General features: G+C 72.2%; 14 protein-coding genes. 8 read left to right on the forward strand and 6 right to left on the reverse strand.

Annotated features, from left to right (window positions below):
- Positions 1 to 6: 6 nt before the first annotated feature.
- Positions 7 to 1,518, reverse strand: a complete 1,512-nt coding sequence (locus OIE12_RS13030; protein ID WP_329134907.1) for a peptidoglycan recognition protein family protein — start codon at positions 1,516 to 1,518, stop codon at positions 7 to 9.
- A 140-nt stretch (positions 1,519 to 1,658) separates the two neighbouring features.
- Here OIE12_RS13030 and OIE12_RS13035 point away from each other — a divergent pair, with 140 nt between their 5' ends.
- The 3 genes from OIE12_RS13035 to OIE12_RS13045 all read left to right on the forward strand — a co-directional run bounded on the left by OIE12_RS13035 (position 1,659) and on the right by OIE12_RS13045 (position 6,609).
- Positions 1,659 to 2,414, forward strand: coding sequence for a TIGR03089 family protein (locus OIE12_RS13035; RefSeq protein ID WP_329134909.1), 756 nt, complete (start codon positions 1,659 to 1,661; stop codon positions 2,412 to 2,414).
- Positions 2,415 to 2,734: 320 nt separating this feature from the next.
- A complete protein-coding gene (locus OIE12_RS13040; RefSeq protein WP_329134911.1) occupies positions 2,735 to 4,474 on the forward strand; it encodes an LCP family protein in 1,740 nt (579 codons plus the stop codon).
- A 344-nt stretch (positions 4,475 to 4,818) separates the two neighbouring features.
- On the forward strand, positions 4,819 to 6,609 hold the full coding sequence (locus tag OIE12_RS13045) for an LCP family protein (protein WP_329134913.1): 1,791 nt from the start codon (positions 4,819 to 4,821) through the stop codon (positions 6,607 to 6,609).
- A 69-nt stretch (positions 6,610 to 6,678) separates the two neighbouring features.
- Here the strand turns inward: OIE12_RS13045 and OIE12_RS13050 are convergent, their stop codons facing one another.
- Positions 6,679 to 7,770, reverse strand: coding sequence for a glycosyltransferase family 2 protein (locus OIE12_RS13050; RefSeq protein WP_329134915.1), 1,092 nt, complete (start codon positions 7,768 to 7,770; stop codon positions 6,679 to 6,681).
- Positions 7,771 to 8,058: 288 nt separating this feature from the next.
- On the opposite strand from OIE12_RS13050, the gene OIE12_RS13055 reads away from it, so the two are divergent.
- Positions 8,059 to 9,537, forward strand: coding sequence for an LCP family protein (locus tag OIE12_RS13055; protein ID WP_443054039.1), 1,479 nt, complete (start codon positions 8,059 to 8,061; stop codon positions 9,535 to 9,537).
- A gap of 352 nt (positions 9,538 to 9,889) precedes the next feature.
- Here the strand turns inward: OIE12_RS13055 and OIE12_RS13060 are convergent, their stop codons facing one another.
- Positions 9,890 to 11,233 (reverse strand): UDP-glucose dehydrogenase family protein, encoded by a 1,344-nt coding sequence (locus tag OIE12_RS13060; protein WP_329134918.1) that lies wholly within the window; start codon positions 11,231 to 11,233, stop codon positions 9,890 to 9,892.
- Between the two features lie 209 nt (positions 11,234 to 11,442).
- Here OIE12_RS13060 and OIE12_RS13065 point away from each other — a divergent pair, with 209 nt between their 5' ends.
- Positions 11,443 to 12,600: an acyl-CoA dehydrogenase family protein gene (locus OIE12_RS13065; protein ID WP_329134920.1), complete on the forward strand. Its 1,158-nt coding sequence runs from the start codon at positions 11,443 to 11,445 to the stop codon at positions 12,598 to 12,600.
- 71 nt (positions 12,601 to 12,671) lie between these two features.
- Here OIE12_RS13065 and OIE12_RS13070 read toward each other — a convergent pair whose 3' ends face one another.
- Positions 12,672 to 13,172 (reverse strand): CGNR zinc finger domain-containing protein, encoded by a 501-nt coding sequence (locus tag OIE12_RS13070; protein WP_329134922.1) that lies wholly within the window; start codon positions 13,170 to 13,172, stop codon positions 12,672 to 12,674.
- A gap of 94 nt (positions 13,173 to 13,266) precedes the next feature.
- On the opposite strand from OIE12_RS13070, the gene OIE12_RS13075 reads away from it, so the two are divergent.
- Together OIE12_RS13075 and OIE12_RS13080 are read left to right on the forward strand one after the other, a co-directional pair.
- The gene (locus OIE12_RS13075; protein ID WP_329134924.1) at positions 13,267 to 13,629 is read left to right on the forward strand and encodes a VOC family protein; all 363 of its coding nucleotides are present in this window, start codon (positions 13,267 to 13,269) and stop codon (positions 13,627 to 13,629) included.
- 38 nt (positions 13,630 to 13,667) lie between these two features.
- Positions 13,668 to 14,069 carry a VOC family protein gene (locus OIE12_RS13080; RefSeq protein WP_329134926.1) on the forward strand — a complete coding sequence of 134 codons (402 nt, stop codon included), beginning with the start codon at positions 13,668 to 13,670 and terminating at the stop codon, positions 14,067 to 14,069.
- Between the two features lie 57 nt (positions 14,070 to 14,126).
- Here the strand turns inward: OIE12_RS13080 and OIE12_RS13085 are convergent, their stop codons facing one another.
- Both OIE12_RS13085 and OIE12_RS13090 read right to left on the reverse strand, forming a co-directional pair.
- A complete protein-coding gene (locus OIE12_RS13085) occupies positions 14,127 to 15,266 on the reverse strand; it encodes a dipeptidase (protein WP_329134928.1) in 1,140 nt (379 codons plus the stop codon).
- A gap of 103 nt (positions 15,267 to 15,369) precedes the next feature.
- The gene (locus tag OIE12_RS13090) at positions 15,370 to 16,656 is read right to left on the reverse strand and encodes an LCP family protein (RefSeq protein ID WP_329134930.1); all 1,287 of its coding nucleotides are present in this window, start codon (positions 16,654 to 16,656) and stop codon (positions 15,370 to 15,372) included.
- 118 nt (positions 16,657 to 16,774) lie between these two features.
- Between OIE12_RS13090 and OIE12_RS13095 the strand changes: the two genes are divergently transcribed.
- Positions 16,775 to 17,326: an acyl-CoA thioesterase gene (locus OIE12_RS13095; RefSeq protein ID WP_329134932.1), complete on the forward strand. Its 552-nt coding sequence runs from the start codon at positions 16,775 to 16,777 to the stop codon at positions 17,324 to 17,326.
- Positions 17,327 to 17,334 lie beyond the last annotated feature (8 nt).

Below are 17,334 nucleotides of genomic sequence, written 5' to 3' on the forward strand. Positions count from 1 at the left end.
GTGCCGTCAGCGTCCCTGGTAGCCCGCCGAGGTGGACCTGGCCGAGCCGAGCTTGGCGTAGAGGCGTTTGCCGGGGCAGCTGGTGGCGAAGCCGTCCCGGTGGCCGGAGATCGTGTGCAGCCGTACCTTCCTGCCCTTGGCGTAGAGGTTGCCACCCCCGGACGTCAGGTATGTCTTGCCCTTCGGATTGACGCCGTACAGGCCGAGCTTCCACGCCGTCAGGCGCGCGATGGCCTTCACCGCGGCGGCGGACGGCTTCTTGGAGCTGTAGGTGCCGAGCACGGCGATGCCGGTGCTGTCGGTGTTGAAGCCGAGGGTGTGGGCGCCCATGACGGGCTTGGCGACGCCGCCCGCGCGGCCCTCGTAGATCTTTCCGCACTTGTCGACGAGGAAGTTGTAGCCGATGTCGCGCCAGCCGTTGCTCAGCACGTGGTAGCGGTAGATGCCCCGGATGACGGAGGGCGCCTGGGCGCACGTGTAGTTGTTGCCGGTCGCGGTGTGGTGCACGAAGGCCGCCTTGACCTTCTTGGTGTACGTGAACCCGCCCTTGCGGATCCCCTCGTCGGCGCCCCAGCCGCGCCGTGTGGTGATGCTCGGCCGGGGGCCGATGTACGGCTTGGCGCGGGTGCCGTCGGCGGAGTCGGGGAGCCTCGCGGCGTACGCCGCCTCGGTCTCCTCCTTCGACAGGGCCGGGATGACGGTGGCCTCCGGAGCCGCGAGCTCCGCGTTGGCGGCGGCGGTCTCGGCCGTACGGGCGTCCAGGACGGGGGCGCGGTCGGCGGAGACGGGGCCGAGCGCGGGGACGGGAGCTGGGGCGGCGTCGGTGCCGGTGCCGGTGCCGGTGTCTGTGCTGGTGTCTGTGCTGGTGTCCGCGGCGGGCTGCTCCCCCGGGTCGACGAGCTCCAGGCGGAGGCCGCCGGGGAGTTCCCATGCGGTGGGGTCGGGGTCCGCCGCGTCGGCGGAACCCCCGGCCGCCGTACGGCCGTCGGTCCCCGCCTCGCCGGGCTGCGCCGGGCGCACGCGGACCTCGACGCCGTCCGAGTCGCCCACCCACAGCGGGGCCGTCGCGCCGCGGACCCGGCCGGAGCGGCTCTCGGCGGTGCCGGGGTCGGCCGCATGGTCGTCGTTGTGGGTCTCCACCTCCTGCCAGTCGGACCACTGGTGGGTGCCGGTGGCGCGGGTGCGGACCTGGACCGTGCCGTGCAGGGCGGCACGGGGGTCGTCCCAGACCACGCCGAGCAGCGAGAACGGCCGCACCTCACGCCGGGTCAGCCCCTGAACGCCGGCGCCCGCCCCGGCCCGAGTGCGGGAGAGCGGGGCGAGCGCGAGGGACTGGGTGCTGCCGGGGACGGCCCCGGGCGCGGTGCTGCCGGGGACGGCCCCGGGCGCGGCTCCGCGCACGGTGGTGGAGACGGTCTGCGAGGGCGAGGCGGCCGCGGTCGCGGCGGTCGGGGCGAGCGGCAGGGTGAGTGCCGCCGCGCAGGTGACGCCGATCGAGGAAGCAAGGTATCCACGCATGCCCTCGATCCTGGACATAGTCATACATATCTGTCCATCGCGGACTTGACGGGCCGTCGATCGGCGTTGCGCCGAACCGGTGGCCCCCGGGTGGCCCGTACGGTCGGTTCCCGCCGCGCCGCCCGCGTAGGCTGGCGCGCGTGAACGCCACCGACCGCACCCCTGCCGACCTGCTGCGATCCGCGCTCGCCGCGGACCCCGCGCGCCCCCTGGTGACCTTCTACGACGACGCCACGGGCGAACGCGTCGAACTCTCCGTCGCCACCTTCGCCAATTGGGTGGCCAAGACCGCCAACCTGCTCCAGGGCGAGCTGTCCGTGGAGCCCGGCGACCGGGTCGCGCTGCTGCTGCCCGCGCACTGGCAGACGGCGGTGTGGTTGTTGGCGTGCGCGTCGGTGGGGGCGGTCGCGGACGTGGCGGGCGCGCCGGGCGCCGCCGACGTCGTCGTCAGCGGCCCGGAGTCGCTCGAAGCGGCGCGCGCCTGCTCCGGGGAGCGCGTGGCGCTCGCCCTGCGCCCCCTCGGCGGGCGGTTCCCGCAGCCGCCGGAGGGGTTCCTCGACTACGCGGTGGAGGTGCCCGGCCAGGGCGACCTCTTCCGGCCGTACGCGCCGGTCGCCCCGGAGGAGCCGGCGCTGATCGTCGCCGGGCGGGAGTTCAGCGGGGCCGAGGTGGTGGAGCGGGCCCGCGCCGACGCACCGGGGCTCGGCCTGACGGGGCCGGGGTCGCGGCTGCTGTCCGGACTCCCGTACGACACCTGGGAGGGGCTCGCGGCGGGCCTCTACGCCCCGCTCGCGACGGGCGGTTCCGTGGTGCTGTGCCGGAACCTGGACGCGCTCCCCGAGGAGCGGCTGGCACAGCGCGTCGAGACGGAACGCGTCACGGCGACGGCCCGATAGACGACAGGCGTCGCGGCAACGCCTCACCAAGAGTGCCGGAATCTCCCGTTCCGGCTTCCCTTTTGGGCACCGTAGGTAAAGCCCGGCCCAAGACCGGGAACACCAGAGCTAAGAACTCTCTGAGAAATAGGTCGGATTGCCCGGTTGTAGGCACGTGAAAAAGCGCACTGCCGTCGCTCAAGTCCCAACCGGGCGGATAGTGTGAGCGACCCGGTGCACTGCCCCGAGGTCCGTCCTGGGCTCATCGCATCGCATGAAGTGACCCGAGCGTCTTTGAGGGGAAAGGCGCCGCGTGGCCCCGACGGAGGATTCGGACAACCGTGGACGCGCAAGGCCGTGGGCGGGCGGACAACATCGACCCCGCAGACCAGTGGGTACTCAACCCGGACACCGGCGAATACGAACTGCGACTGGCTCCTTCCCCTCCGCAGTCGTCGGTCCCCAGACCCCGCGGCGCCACCGCCCCCGCCGGGCGGTCCCGCAGCGCGCCGGGCCCCGAGGCCCCGGCACCGGACGCCCTGCCCGGGCAGCGCCGCCGCCGCGGCACCCCGGAGGAGCCGCCGCCCGGCCGCCGGCGCGGCAGGACCAGTGGTCGTACCAAGGGCAAACCCAAGAAGGGCAAGGCCAAGAAGGTCCTCCTCTGGACCGGCGGCGGCATGGCCTTCGTGCTCGTCGCGGTGACCGGTGCGGGTTACCTGTACCTCAAGCACCTCGAGGGAAACATCACCACGACGGACGTCGGTGACGCGGCCAAGAGCAGCTTCAGCAAGGACGAGGCCTTCAACCTGCTGATCATCGGCACCGACAAGCGCACCGGCGCCGGCAACGAGGGTTACGGCGACAAGAACAGCGTCGGCCACGCCGACACCAACATCCTGCTGCATGTCTCCAAGGACCGGACCAACGCCACCGCGCTGAGCATCCCGCGCGACCTGATCGCGAACATCCCGGACTGCCCGACCAAGCAGGAGGACGGCAGCGAGAAGGTCATCCCCGGTACGCCGAACGTCCGGTTCAACACCAGCCTGGGCCAGGACGAACGCGATCCGGGCTGCACCATGCGCACGGTCAAGGAAGTCACCGGGATCGAACCCGACCACTTCATGATGGCCGACTTCAACGCCGTCAAGACGCTGACCTCGGCGGTCGGCGGCGTCGAGGTGTGCGTGGGCAAGGACGTCGACGACCCGGACTCGCACCTGAAGCTGTCCAAGGGCAAGCACACGATCGAGGGCGAACAGGCGCTCGCCTTCCTGCGCACCCGGCACAGCTTCGGCAACGAGGGTGACCTGGACCGGATCAAGGTGCAGCAGCAGTTCCTGGGCTCGCTGGCCCGCAAGATGTCCTCCAGCGACACGCTGACCAGCCCCACCAAGCTCTACAAGCTCGCCGAGGCGGCCACCAAGGCCCTCACCGTCGACACCGGCATCGGCAAGGCGAGCACGCTCAAGGACATGGCCCTGGAACTGAAGAAGGTGCCGCCGAAGAACATCACCTTCCTCACCGTCCCGGTGCTCGACAACCCCGCCGAGAAGGTCAAGGCGACGGTCGTCGTCAACCAGTCGACGGCCCCGGCGGTGTTCCAGGCGATCAAGGACGACGTCTCCTTCACCGCGGTCAAGCAGAAGGAGAAGAAGGAGAAGGCGGCCGTCGCGGCCCGGCTGAAGGGCTCCCGCTCCGCCGCCGCCGACATCCGCGTCGACATCTACAACGGCGGGGCCGCCACCGGCAGCGCCCAGGAGACCCTGGCCTGGCTGCAGAACGAGCAGGGCGTCACCAAGGCCAGCCAGCTCGGCAACGCCGAGAAGACGCTCAGCAAGACGACGCTGGAGTACTCCCCCGACCAGGCCGACCAGGCCCGCAAGCTGGCCGACCTGATGGGGCTGCCCGCCTCCGCGATGAAGCCGGGCGAGAGCGAGAAGAACGACCAGGGACTGCCCGCGATCGTGCTCACCCTCGGCAAGGACTTCAAGGGCGCCGGAACGCCGGTGAAGTCGTCGTCCAAGGCGCCGGACGTCGACGGAAAGTCGACCGCGGACAAGCAAGTCTGCTCCACGTGATGACCTGACGGGGCCGTTGCGCGTCTAACAGGGCGCAGACGCACCGCCCGCCGGAGCGCATCCGGTACGGCGTGTGTGGCGTCCAACGGGACGCGAGGACATCGGGCGGGTGTCACACGGAGGCTCCCGCCGCCGGCCGGGCCGCACCGCGCGCCCGGCCGGACGCGGGGTGGTCGTACGGCCGCGAGGAGCGGCGGACACGACGGAATTCCCGCGCGGATACATCCGGTCGGGCGCGTGGGGCGTCCAACCGTACGGCGATGGTCCGGACCGGGCGCGACGGGGCGCCCGGCCGGACCGTGAACGGACCCGTTTACGGGCGCAGGGTGGGAGGCAGGGCGGCGATGGTGCCTAGCGGTGTGCGGGGAGAGGGGGCGCGACCACGCGCCCGGGACGCCGGTGACCTCGGCTGGGACGAAGACCTCTACGAGGGGGACGGAGCCGGGGACAGGGCCGGCACCGCCCGGGGGGCCGAGACCCGGGGCGGTGCCGCACAGGGCACCAAGGAGACCGGCGGCGCCGGCTCTCAGAACGGTGACGGCGACGGCGAGGCGCCCAGCGGCCCGACCGCGCGGGGCGGGGGCCGACGCGGCGGCGGGCCGGGGAACGGCGACGGCGACGGGCCCGGCAACGCGGCGGGCAGGCCGCGCCGCAGACGCCGGGTGCTGCGCTGGTCGGCGACGGTCCTGGCGGTGGTGATACTCGGGACCGCCGGTGCCGGATACCTCTACTACGAGCACCTCAACGCCAACATCAAGAAGGACGATCTCAACCTCGGCGACTCCAAGGACCGCGCCGCCAAGCCCACCCCCAACGCGGCCGGCCAGACCCCCCTGAACATCCTGCTGATCGGCTCCGACGCGCGCGACAGCAAGGAGAACCAGAAGCTCGGCGGCGCGAAGGACACCTTCGGCGGGGACGCCCGCGCGGACGTGCAGATGCTGGTGCACGTCTCGGCGGACCGCAGCAACATGTCGGTGGTGAGCATGCCCCGCGACACCCTGCTGCACCTGCCCAAGTGCACCGACCCCGAGACCAAGCAGGTCTACCAGGCGACCACGTCGCTGGCCATGACGAACGACTCCCTGAACCACGGCGGCCCCGGCTGCACGGTCGCCACCTGGGAGAAGCTGACCGGCATCCACATCGACCACTTCATGATGGTCGACTTCGCGGGCGTGGTGTCGATGGCCGACGCCATCGGCGGCGTCCCCGTCTGCGTCGACAAGAACGTCTACTCGCACACCTCGACCGGCCACGGCTCCGGCCTGAAGCTGAAGAAGGGCACCACGTACGTCAAGGGCAAGCAGGCGCTCGAGTGGCTGCGCACCCGGTACGGGTTCGAGGACGGCAGCGACATCGCGCGCACCAAGGCGCAGCACCAGTACATGAACGCGATGGTCCGCCAGCTGCGCGAGAACGCCACGCTGGGCAACCCGAACAAGATGCGCAAGCTCGCCGAGACGGCCACCAAGTCGCTCACCGTCGACGACGGCCTCGGCACGGTGAAGAAGCTGTACGACCTGAGCATGGAGCTGCGCAAGGTCCCCACCGACCGGATCAGCATGACGACGATGCCGTGGGTGTACTCCTCCGACGGCAACCGGGTGCTGCCCAAGCCGAACGACGCGGACAAGCTGTTCCGGCTGGTGCGCGAGGACGTGGCGCTGGACGGCAAGGACAAGAAGAAGGCCAAGGAGGCGGAGCCCACGGACCCGGCCGCCGCGGACGACCGGATCGCCGTCCAGGTGGTGAACGGCACCCGCACCGACACGCTGGGGCCGATGAGCGGACGGGCCACGCAGGTGGCCCAGTTGCTCGTGGGCAAGGGCTTCACCCAGGCCAAGGCGGACGGCGCCACGCTGCCGTCCGAGGAGACCACGGTCGTCCGCTATCCGAGCGCGGACCTGGAGGGCGACGCCCGGCGGGTCGCCAAGGAGCTCGGCATCCCGACGAACGCGGTGGAGAAGTCGACGGACGTCTCCGGCGTCACCCTGTACGTGGGCGGCGACTGGCGTTCGGGCAGCACCTACAAGGCGCCGGAGGACGACGACAAGGTGCCCTCGTCCGCCAAGCTCGACAAGGGCTCGGACACCGGGGCGTGCATGAAGGTGGACCCGGACTACACCTGGTGAGACACGGCTCGGGCCCCTCTCCGGCGCGTTCGCCGTCGGAGAGGGGCCCGTTTCCGTGGTGCCGTACGGTCAGCCGGCGGCGGTGGTGCTCGTGCCGGTGGCGGCGCTGGTGCCCGTGTCCGGGGCGGTCACGGCCGGGCGGCGGGAGGCGATCACCTTGCGGGCCAGTGAGCGGGGGCTGGTCAGGAAGCCCCAGCCCCACGACATGTGCATGGTGGCCAGCGCGACGGGGATCTGCAGCCGCGCCTTCAGCGGCAGCCCCTTGCCCGCGGGCAGCGACCCGGCGGCGATCGCCGCGAGATAGCCGACGGGGATTACATAGCCCCACGGAGTCAGGGCGGCGCCGACCACGATCCCCGCCGCGATCGCGCACACGGCGGTCGGCGGGGCGAGGTAGCGCAGGTTGATCGAGCCCTCGTGGTAGCGGGCGACCACGTGCCGCCAGCGGCCGTAGTCCTTGTACTGCTTGGCCAGCGCCCTGACGCTGGGGCGGGGCCGGTAGGAGACCCGCAGCTCGGGCGAGAACCAGATGAGGCCGCCCGCCTCGCGGATGCGGAAGTTCAGCTCCCAGTCCTGGGCGCGGATGAACTCCTCGTTGTAGCCGCCCTGCCGCTCCAGCGCCTCGCGGCGGAAGACGCCGAGGTAGACCGTCTCGGCGGGGGCGGCCTCGCCGCCGGTGTGGAAGGCCGCGTTGCCGACGCCGATCTTCGAGGTCATGGCGGCGGCGACCGCGTGCTCCCAGTCGTTCTCGCCCTCGGCGTGCATGATGCCGCCGACGTTCTGCGCGCCGGTCTCCTCGAGGAGGCGCACGGCGGTGGCGATGTAGTTCGGCGAGAGCATGCCGTGGCCGTCGACGCGGACCACGATCGGGTGCCGGGAGGCCTTGATGGCGGCGTTGAGCGCGGCGGGGGTGCGGCCGGTCGGGTTGGGCACGGTGTGCACGCGCGCGTCCTCGCGCACCAGTTCGGCGGCTATCTCGTCCGTACGGTCGCCGGAGGGACCGAGGGCGATGACGACCTCCATCTCACCGGCGTACTCCTGGGCCAGGATCGCGGTGACGGCTCCGCGCAGGTGCCGCTCCTCGTTGAGGACGGGCATGATCACGGACACGGCGGGGAGCTGCCCGTCGGAGCGCACCTGACTCACGTGGTGGGATCCCATCTCGTCTTTTCGTCCGGGGGTCTTCGTCCGGATTGTCGTCCGGGGGTCTTCGTCCGGAGGGTTCTCATCCGAATCGGTGCTCACGTTACCGCGATCGGGGGACACGGGTGCGCGCCGCCGGGTTGCTGCGGCGGGCCGCAGATCGTATGGGCATACCGTGCTCACGGTTCAGGCCCCCTCGTCACGGAGGTGTCCCCCGTGCCCGCACCGTCCGAGCCTCCCGTGCCCCCGCCGCCGCCCCACCGGCCGCCCGCCCCCGTGCCGCCTCGGCCCGGTGCCGGTGCGCCGGTGCCGTCCCGGCCGGGTGCCGCCGCGCCGTTGCCGGCGGCGGGCCGGCGGCGGCCGGGCGGTGTCGGGCGGCCCCGGCTGCGGCGGGGCAGGCCGCGGTGGGCGACGCGGATGGCGACCACGCTCTCGGTGGTCGTCCTCGCCTCCGCCGGCATCGGGCACGCGGTGGTCAGCAGCATCGAGTCGGACATCGACCGGGTCGACGCCTTCCGCGACATGAAGAACCGGCCCGCGGCGGGCCACGGCATGAACGTGCTGCTGGTCGGCACCGACGGCCGCGACCGGCTCACCGCCGCCGAGCGGCGCGACTTCCATCTCGGCGGGGCGCCCTGCCACTGCACGGACACCATGATGATCGTGCACGTCTCGGCCGACCGGGAGCGGGCCAGCGTGGTCAGCCTGCCCCGCGACTCCTACGCCGAGGTGCCCGCGCGCACCGACCCGAGGACCGGGCAGCAGCGGGCCGCGCACCCGGTGCGGCTCAACGCGGCCTACGCCGAGGGCGGGCCGAACCTCACGGTGAGCACCGTCGAGCACATGACCGATCTGAAGATCGACCACTACGTGGAGGTCGACTTCACCAGCTTCATGCGGACGGTGGACGTGCTCGGCGGGGTGCAGGTGTGCACGCCGGAGCCGCTGAAGGACTCGTACACCGGACTCGACCTGCCCGCCGGCACGCACCGGCTGACCGGCGGGCAGGCGCTGCAGTACGTGCGCTCCCGGCACGCGGACGGGGCCTCCGACCTCGGCCGGATGCGGCGTCAGCAGCGGTTCCTGGCCGCGCTGTTGGAGCGGACGACGTCCTCCGGGGTGCTGCTCAACCCGATGAAGTTCCGGGACGTGACGCGGGCGGTGCTCGGGTCGGTGCGCGCGGACAAGGGGTTCGGGGCGGACGAGCTGCTCGACCTGGGGCGGGCGATGCGGAACTTCTCGCCGTCGTCGTCGGAGTTCACGACCGTGCCGATCGCGGAGATGGCGTTCCCGGTGAAGGGGATCGGCTCGACGCTGAAGTGGGACGAGGCGAAGGCGCGCAAGCTGTTCGACGCGTTGCGGGAGGACCGGCCGCTGGCGGCGCCGCGCCGGAAGGCGCCGGTGGACCGGACGCCGACGGTGGAGGTGGCGCCGCAGCAGATCCGGATGCGGGTGCTGAACGGGACGACGACGAAGGGGCTGGCTGGGCGGGTGGACCGGGCGCTGGCGGGGCTGGGGTTCCGGTCGGCGGCGCAGCCGGCGGACGCGGTGGCGCACGATGTGCGGCGCACGGTCGTCGAGTACGACCCGCGCTGGGACCGGTCGGCGCGGTCGCTGTCCACGGCCTTGCCGGGCAGCGAACTGCGCGCGGTCCCGGGCCAGGGCCCGGTCCTGAAGGTCACGGTCGGCACGGACTTCAAGGACGTGCGCAAGGTGAAGGTCGCCCCGACCCCGTCCTCCGACGACCCGGAGGTGGTGAAGGGCGACGAGGTGGTGTGCCCGTAGGGCGGGCGTTGCGGTGGGGGCCTTTTTCGCCCCCGCCGCCCCTACCCTTCCCATCCCTTCAAGGGGCTTCGCCCCTTGGACCCCGTGGGGGTTCGTTGTCGGCTGACCGTCGGTGGGGCTTCTCGCGCAGTTCCCCGCGCCCCTAACGGAGCGCGGTTGCTCGCGCCCGCCGCGGCGGAGCCGCACATCGGCACAGCCCCGCGCCCCTAACGAAGCGCGGTTGCTCGCGCCCACCGCGGCGGAGCCGCAAATCGGCACAGCCCCGCGCCCCTAACGAAGCGCGGTTGCTCGCGCCCACCGCGGCGGAGCCGCAAATCGGCACAGTCCCGCGCCCCTTTGGGGCGCGGTCCCCTTATGCCGTCGGGCGGCCCATCGCTCGGTAGGTCCAGCCGGCCTTGCGCCACAGGTCGGCGTCGAGGGCGTTGCGGCCGTCGAGGAGGAGGCGGGTGGCGGTGACCTCGCCGAGGACGGCGGGGTCGAGTTCGCGGAACTCGCGCCATTCCGTCAGGTGCAGGACGACGTCGGCGCCGCGGACCGCCTCCAGGGCGGAGGGGGCGTAGGTCAGGGTGGGGAAGAGGCGGGCGGCGTTGGCCATGCCCTTGGGGTCGTAGACCGTGACCTGGCCGCCCTGGAGGTGGATCTGGCCGGCGACGTTGAGCGCCGGAGAGTCGCGCACGTCGTCGGAGTCCGGCTTGAACGTCGCGCCGAGGACCGCGACCCGCTTGCCGAGGAACGGGCCGCCGCCCAGCGCCTGCCGGGCCAGCTCGACCATGCGGCCGCGCTGGCGCATGTTGATGGAGTCGATCTCGCGCAGGAAGGTCAGCGCCTGGTCGGCGCCGAGCTCGCCCGCGCGGGCCATGAACGCGCGGATGTCCTTGGGCAGGCAGCCGCCGCCGAAGCCGATCCCGGCCCGCAGGAACTTGCGGCCGATCCGGTCGTCGTAGCCGATCGCCTCGGCCAGCTTGGCCACGTCGCCGTCGGCGGCCTCGCACACCTCGGCCATGGCGTTGATGAAGGAGATCTTCGTGGCGAGGAAGGAGTTGGCGGAGGTCTTCACCAGCTCGGCGGTCGGGAAGTCGGTCACCACGAACGGCGAGCCCTCCCCCACCGGCGTCGCGTACACCTCGCGCAGCAGCGCCTCCGCGCGCTCGCTGCGCACGCCGATGACGATGCGGTCGGGGTGCAGCGTGTCCTCGACGGCGAACCCCTCGCGCAGGAACTCCGGGTTCCAGGCCAGCTCCGCCGCCTCGCCCGCCGGCGCCAGCTCGGCCAGCCGGGCCGCGAGCCGGTCCGCGGAGCCCACCGGCACGGTGGACTTGCCGACCACCAGCGCGGGCCGCTTCAGATGCGGGGCGAGGGACTCGACGGCGGAGTCGACGTACGACATGTCGCACGCGTACTCGCCGTGCTTCTGCGGGGTGTTCACGCAGACGAAGTGGATGTCGCCGAAGTCGGCGGCCTCGGCCCAGTCCAGGGTGAAGCGGAGCCGGCCGGTCGAGCCCTCGATGCCGGCGACGTGCCGCCGCAGCAGCTCCTCCAGGCCCGGCTCGTACATCGGCGTCTCGCCGCGCTCCAGCATGGCGATCTTCTCGGGCACCACGTCGAGCCCCAGCACCTCGAACCCCAGTTCGGCCATGGCCGCGGCGTGCGTCGCGCCGAGATAACCGGTGCCGATCACGGTGATCTTCAGGGCCATGGCTGCTCCAGGGGTGTCCGGCCGATTGTGCGCGCCCGAGCATATCCGGGGCGCGGACGGGCCACTTCGCCGGTCGCCTCCCCGTTGTTGCCGAACTCACCTGTCCAGGGATGCGGACGGGCTCTAGAATTCGGGTTACTTAACGGTAGTTAGCGTCACCGCCGCAGCACCGGCGTCGCCGCCGCAGCATTCTGGGAGCGTGAGAGACCTTGGCCGGATCGGCTGACTTCGACCTGTACCGCCCGTTGGAGGAGCACGACATGCTCCGCGACGCGATCCGTTCGCTGGCGGAGGCGAAGATCGCGCCGTACGCCGCCGCGGTGGACGAGGAGGCCCGCTTCCCGCAGGAGGCGCTGGACGCGCTCGTCGCGAACGACCTGCACGCCGTGCACGTCCCCGAGAGCTACGGCGGCGCGGGCGCCGACGCGCTCGCCACGGTCATCGTGATCGAGGAGGTGGCCCGCGTCTGCGCGTCCTCCTCCCTCATCCCGGCCGTCAACAAGCTCGGCTCGCTGCCGGTGATGCTCTCCGGCTCCGAGGAACTGAAGAAGAAGTACCTCGGTCCGCTCGCCAAGGGCGACGCGATGTTCTCCTACTGCCTCTCCGAGCCGGACGCCGGCTCCGACGCGGCCGGCATGAAGACCCGCGCGGTCCGCGACGGCGACACCTACGTCCTCAACGGCGTGAAGCGCTGGATCACCAACGCGGGCGTCTCCGAGTACTACACGGTGATGGCCGTCACCGACCCGGAGAAGCGGTCCAAGGGCATCTCCGCGTTCGTGGTGGAGAAGTCCGACGCGGGCGTCTCCTTCGGCGCCCCGGAGAAGAAGCTCGGCATCAAGGGCTCCCCGACCCGCGAGGTCTACCTCGACAACGTCCGCATCCCCGCCGACCGCATGATCGGCGCGGAGGGCACCGGCTTCGCCACGGCGATGAAGACGCTCGACCACACCCGCATCACCATCGCCGCGCAGGCCCTCGGGATCGCCCAGGGCGCCCTCGACTACGCCAAGGGGTACGTCAAGGAGCGCAAGCAGTTCGGCAAGCCGATCGGCGACTTCCAGGGGATCCAGTTCATGCTCGCCGACATGGCGATGAAGATCGAGGCCGCGCGGCAGCTCACCTACGCCGCCGCCGCCAAGTCCGAGCGTGGCGATGCCGACCTCACCTTCCAGGGCGCCGCCGCGAAGTGCTTCGCCTCGGACGTCGCCATGGAGGTCACCACGGACGCCGTTCAGTTGCTCGGGGGGTACGGGTACACGCGCGACTACCCGGTCGAGCGGATGATGCGTGACGCGAAGATCACGCAGATCTACGAGGGCACGAATCAGGTGCAGCGGATTGTGATGGCGCGGAACCTGCCGTAGGGGGTGGGGGGTCGCGCCCGCGCGGCGGTAGCCGCAAATTGACACAGCCCCGCGCCCCTAGAAACGCGGGGCTACTTCGCTCTGTAGCGGCGCATTTTGGCTCTTGCGCCGCAGGACGACATCGAGCACCAGCGGCCGCGGGACGCCGGGCTGCGGTCGTAGTACGCCCAGTGGCAGTCGGGGGCCTCGCAGGCCTTGAGGCGGGGCCAGGTGTGCGCCACCAGTGCTTCCGCGATGGCCGCTGCCACGCGGGAGGTGAGGGGGCGGGGATCCGCCGGGGCCAGGGTCGTCGTACCGTCCGTGCCGACGGTCACCACCAGGGGCGCTTCGGCCAGGAGCACGTCCAGCGGGGTGGTCTCCCGGTGCGGCGGGTGGCCCGCGTGGGCCAGCAGGGCCGCCCGCAGCGCCTCCCGCAACTCCCGCGCCGCCGCCGTCTCCCGTTCCCCGGTGAGTCCGAAGCGCGCCCTGCCCTCCGCCGTGTCCAGCGAGTCGGCGCCCGACTCGAGGTTCAGCGTGTTCACCAGGTCCTGCACCAGGGCCAGACCTCCCGGCGCGGGCACTCGCTCACTCATGTCAGTGACGGTACCGCTCCACCCTCTTGCGGCGTTACCGGAAGGACGGCAGCATGGGGTAACCAGTCGCCCGTAGGACCTGGAGGAGATCGTCATGGCTCTCGCCACGCTCGGCACCGTCGTCCTGGACTGTCCCGACCCGCACGCCCTCGCCGGGTTCTACGCCGGGGTGCTCGGCGGCACGGTGGAGGACCAGGGCGACTGGGTGGACCTCAAGCTGCCCGGCGGCGCGACCCCGCTGGCCTTCCAGGCCGCCCCCGGCTTCGTCCCGCCCACGTGGCCCGCGCCCGACGCCTCGCAGCAGTTCCACCTCGACCTCACCGTCTCCGACCTCGACGCGGCGGAGAAGGACGTCCTCGCGCTCGGCGCCACACCCCTGGAGGCCGACGACCGCACGCGCACCTTCCGCGTTTACGCGGACCCGGCGGGGCACCCGTTCTGCCTCTGCGCCTGCTGAGCCACGCAGCCGGCCCGCTCCCCGAGAGAGGACGTTCCATGCCCGAGACCGTCGCCCGGTTCCGTTCCGTCGTGCTCGACTGCCCCGATCCGTCCGCGCTCGCCGAGTTCTACGCCCGGATCGCCGGCGGCACCCCGGAGGCGGAGGACGGTGGCGACGACTGGGTCGTCGTCCAGGTGCCCGGCGGGCCCCGGATCGCCTTCCAGCGGGCCGGGCAGGACTACACCCCGCCCGAGTGGCCGCGCTCCGACCGCAACTCGCAACAGCTCCACCTGGACTTCGACGGCGGCAGCACCTGGGCGGAGATCGACGCGGCCGAGGAGAAGGTGCTGGCGCTGGGCGCCCGGCGGCTTCAGGCACCCGAGGGCGAGGACTTCCGGGTCTACGCGGACCCGGCGGGGCACCCGTTCTGCCTGTGCCGCATCGAACACGGCGGCTGACACCACCTGCGCTGCGCGGTACGTACGCACGAGGGCTCGGGGTCCGCCCCCGGGCCCTCAGCCGTCCAGGTCCGCGATCCGTGCCGTCGACGGGCCCCGGCGCTGCTGGGCCGCGCGGGCCGTGAAGTCCGCGCACCGCACCACCCGCTGCACGTTCCCCCAGGTCAGCAGGGCCACGTCGGAGTCGGTCCAGCCGCGGTCCAGGAGCTCGGCGACGAGGTGCGGGTAGCGGGAGGTGTCGGCCAGACCGCCGGGGTGCGCGGTCCCGGTGTCGTACGTGCCGGAGAGGCCCACGCAGTGCGCCCCGGCGAGCCGTCGGACGTGGTCGAGGTGGTCGGCGACGTCCCGCAGCGAGGGGCCGGTCTGCTCGGCGGTGAGCGGGACGAGGCACAGCCCGTGCGCGGTGCCCAGCTCGGTGAGCAGGTCGTCGGGGAGGTTGGCCGGGTGCGGGCGCAGCGCGCGGGCGGCGGAGCGGGTGAAGACGACCGGCGCCTTGGAGAGGGCGAGGCAGCGGCGGGCGGTGGCGTCACAGGCACCGGAGAGGTCGGCCAGGACGCCGAGGCGGTTCATCTCGCGGACCACCTCCTCGCCGAAGCGGGTCAGCCCCGCCTCACTCGCCCAGGACGCCCGGGCGAGCGTGAGCAGTCGCAGCCCGAGGGCGTGCAGGGAGCGCAGGATGCCGAGGGAGTCGCCGATCGCGGCGGCCGCCGCGGGACCGGGGACCACGGCGGTACGGCCGCAGTTGCGGGCGTCGGCGAGCTGTCCGGCGTCGTACGCGAGCCGCAGCCCCTCGGGGTGCGCGCCGACCACCGTACGGATCAGGTCGAGCTGTTCGAGCGCGTCGCCGACGGCTCGCTCACCGGCGAGGGCGTCGGGCAGGTGCAGCGACCAGAACTGGGCGCCGACGTGGCCCGCGCGCAGCCGGGGCAGATCGGTGCCGAGGGCGCTCTCGCCGAGTTCGAGGTCGTACCAGGGCAGGCTCCGCAGCACCCGCGCCAGCCCGTTGTGGCCGTCGGCCACGGGATGGACGGCCAGGAGGGCCCGGGCCCGCTGCAGCGAACCGCCCTCCTCGGTGCCTTCCCCGCTGCCCCCGGCGTCCTGCGGGGAGCGGGCCGCGGGCCGTTCCGGGCCGGGCAGGGGTGCGTCGAACCCGCCCAGTCCGGTGGTCGTGTGCAGCTCGTCCTGCAGGTCGGCCATGGCGGGCTCCCTGTGTCGTGAACGGGTTCGGTTCACGGTCGCACGGAGCCCGGACGGCTTCCTGGTGGGCGGGGCGTTCGGGGTACGGGCGCGGGCGCCGGCCTCAGTTGCCCGAGACCGTCACCTTCTCGTCGTTGTTCAACTCCTTGACCAGCGTCTTCACCTTCGTCTTGTCCCAGACGAGGTTGCCGCCGCTGGAGCCGGAGATCGGCATGTTCATCGAGGTGCCGTCACCGCCGCTGACGCCCTTCATCGCCCAGAACATGGACGCCAGGTTCCACAGCGACATGTCCTTGTCGACGATCAGCGAGTCCAGGCCGGCCCCGAGCGTCGGGTACAGCTTGAACGGGTTGAGGACCGTCGAGGGGGTGGCGACCTGGTGGGCGAGGGCGGCGAGGAACTTCTGCTGGTTCTTGGTGCGCTCCAGGTCGCTGGCGGCGAAGGCGTGCCGGGTACGGACGAAGGCCAGGGCCTCCTCGCCGTTCAGCGTCTGCTTGCCCGCCTTGAAGTCGGCGCCGGAGTACTTGTCCTTGAACGCCTTGTCGATGGTGATGTCGACGCCGCCGACCGCGTCCACGATGTTGGCGAACCCGGCGAAGCCGATCTCCACGTAGTGGTCGATGTGCAGGCCCGTGTTGTACTCGATGGTCCGCACCAGCAGCGTCGGCCCGTCGGTGGCGTAGGCCGCGTTGAGCTTGGTGTGCTTGCCGGTGCCCTGGAAGGTCTTGCCGGACTCCGAACCCTTGAACGTCGGTATCTCGACGTCCGAGTCGCGGGGCAGCGAGATGAGGGTGTCCCCGCTGTCGCCGACGTGCAGGATCATCATCGAGTCGGTGCGCTTGCCCTCGGCGGAGCCGGTGTGCAGATCCTTCTTCTGGTCGGCGGACAGGCCCTCGCGGCTGTCGGAGCCGACGATCAGGTAGTTGGTGCCGTCGCCCTCGGCGGGGCGGTCGATGACCTTGGACAGGTCGACGTCGCGGTTGAGCTTGGAGTCGGCCCAGAAGTACGTGCCGACGGTGGTCACCACGAGCACCGTGACGACGGTGATCGCCGTCCACTTGATGCGCCGCCGCCAGTTCGGGGCGGGCCGCCCGCCGCCGGTCCCGGCCGGGCCGCCCGCGCCGGGGCCGCCGCCGTAGACGTGGCCGGTGTTGTAGCCGCTGTCGTAGCCGGAGCCGTCGTCGTAACCGCCCTGGCCGCCGCTGCCGTCGACGTAGGACGGCTGCTGCGGGACCCTGCCCTGCGGCGGGGCGGAGGGGCCGTAGCCCTGCCCCGGGCCGCGCCGGACCTGCCGCATCGACCGGGCGCCCTCGGGCTGCGCACCGGCGCTGCCGCGTCCGTACCGATTGCCGCTGTTGCTCTCGGACCACCCGTCCGGCCACTCGTTCATGCCGCCCAGTGTGCAGTGCCGGGCTGTGCGCCTTACAGGGGTCCCGGAAAACTGGGCCAGTGCTGTTGCGAAGCCGACACAAAGTCTTCGAAGGACGGGGGCGCATAGGGTGGAGGTCATGACAGACCACGCCTCGTCGGCGACTCCGGAGGGGCTTCCCGGGAAGCCCGTCTCCGCCTCCCGCACCACGCTCAGCCACATCATGACCCACAACGACACGAACCTGCTGGGCACGGTGCACGGCGGAGTGGTCATGAAGCTCGTCGACGACGCGGCCGGTGCCGTGGCCGGACGGCACTGCGGCGGGCCCGCGGTGACCGCGTCCATGGACGAGATGGTGTTCCTGGAGCCGGTCAGGGTCGGCGACCTGGTCCATGTGAAGGCGCAGGTCAACTGGACCGGGCGCAGTTCCATGGAGGTGGGGGTGCGGGTGCTGGCCGAGCGCTGGAACGAGTCGACGCCGGCCACCCACGTCGGCTCGGCGTACCTGGTCTTCGCGGCGGTGGACGCCGACGGGAAGCCCCGCCCGGTGCCGCCCGTGCTCCCGGAGACCGACCGGGACCGCCGCCGGCAGCAGGAGGCGCAGATCCGCCGCACCCACCGGCTGGCCCGCCGCCGCGCCATCCGCGAGCTGCGGGAGAAGCGGGCGGCGGAGGGGTACGAGGACTGAGGGCTCCC

Source organism: Streptomyces sp. NBC_00670, assembly GCF_036226765.1.
GTDB lineage: Bacteria > Actinomycetota > Actinomycetes > Streptomycetales > Streptomycetaceae > Streptomyces.

Bases quoted from the DNA above. Each gene is read 5' to 3' on its own strand.
- OIE12_RS13045 (WP_329134913.1), top strand. From the start codon at position 4,819: ATGGTGCCTAGCGGTGTGCGGGGAGAGGGGGCGCGACCACGCGCCCGG.
- OIE12_RS13095 (WP_329134932.1), top strand. From the start codon at position 16,775: ATGACAGACCACGCCTCGTCGGCGACTCCGGAGGGGCTTCCCGGGAAG.
- OIE12_RS13085 (WP_329134928.1), bottom strand. From the start codon at position 15,266: ATGGCCGACCTGCAGGACGAGCTGCACACGACCACCGGACTGGGCGGG.
- OIE12_RS13090 (WP_329134930.1), bottom strand. From the start codon at position 16,656: ATGAACGAGTGGCCGGACGGGTGGTCCGAGAGCAACAGCGGCAATCGG.
- OIE12_RS13060 (WP_329134918.1), bottom strand. From the start codon at position 11,233: ATGGCCCTGAAGATCACCGTGATCGGCACCGGTTATCTCGGCGCGACG.
- OIE12_RS13050 (WP_329134915.1), bottom strand. From the start codon at position 7,770: ATGGGATCCCACCACGTGAGTCAGGTGCGCTCCGACGGGCAGCTCCCC.
- OIE12_RS13030 (WP_329134907.1), bottom strand. From the start codon at position 1,518: ATGCGTGGATACCTTGCTTCCTCGATCGGCGTCACCTGCGCGGCGGCA.
- OIE12_RS13070 (WP_329134922.1), bottom strand. From the start codon at position 13,172: ATGAGTGAGCGAGTGCCCGCGCCGGGAGGTCTGGCCCTGGTGCAGGAC.
- OIE12_RS13075 (WP_329134924.1), top strand. From the start codon at position 13,267: ATGGCTCTCGCCACGCTCGGCACCGTCGTCCTGGACTGTCCCGACCCG.
- OIE12_RS13080 (WP_329134926.1), top strand. From the start codon at position 13,668: ATGCCCGAGACCGTCGCCCGGTTCCGTTCCGTCGTGCTCGACTGCCCC.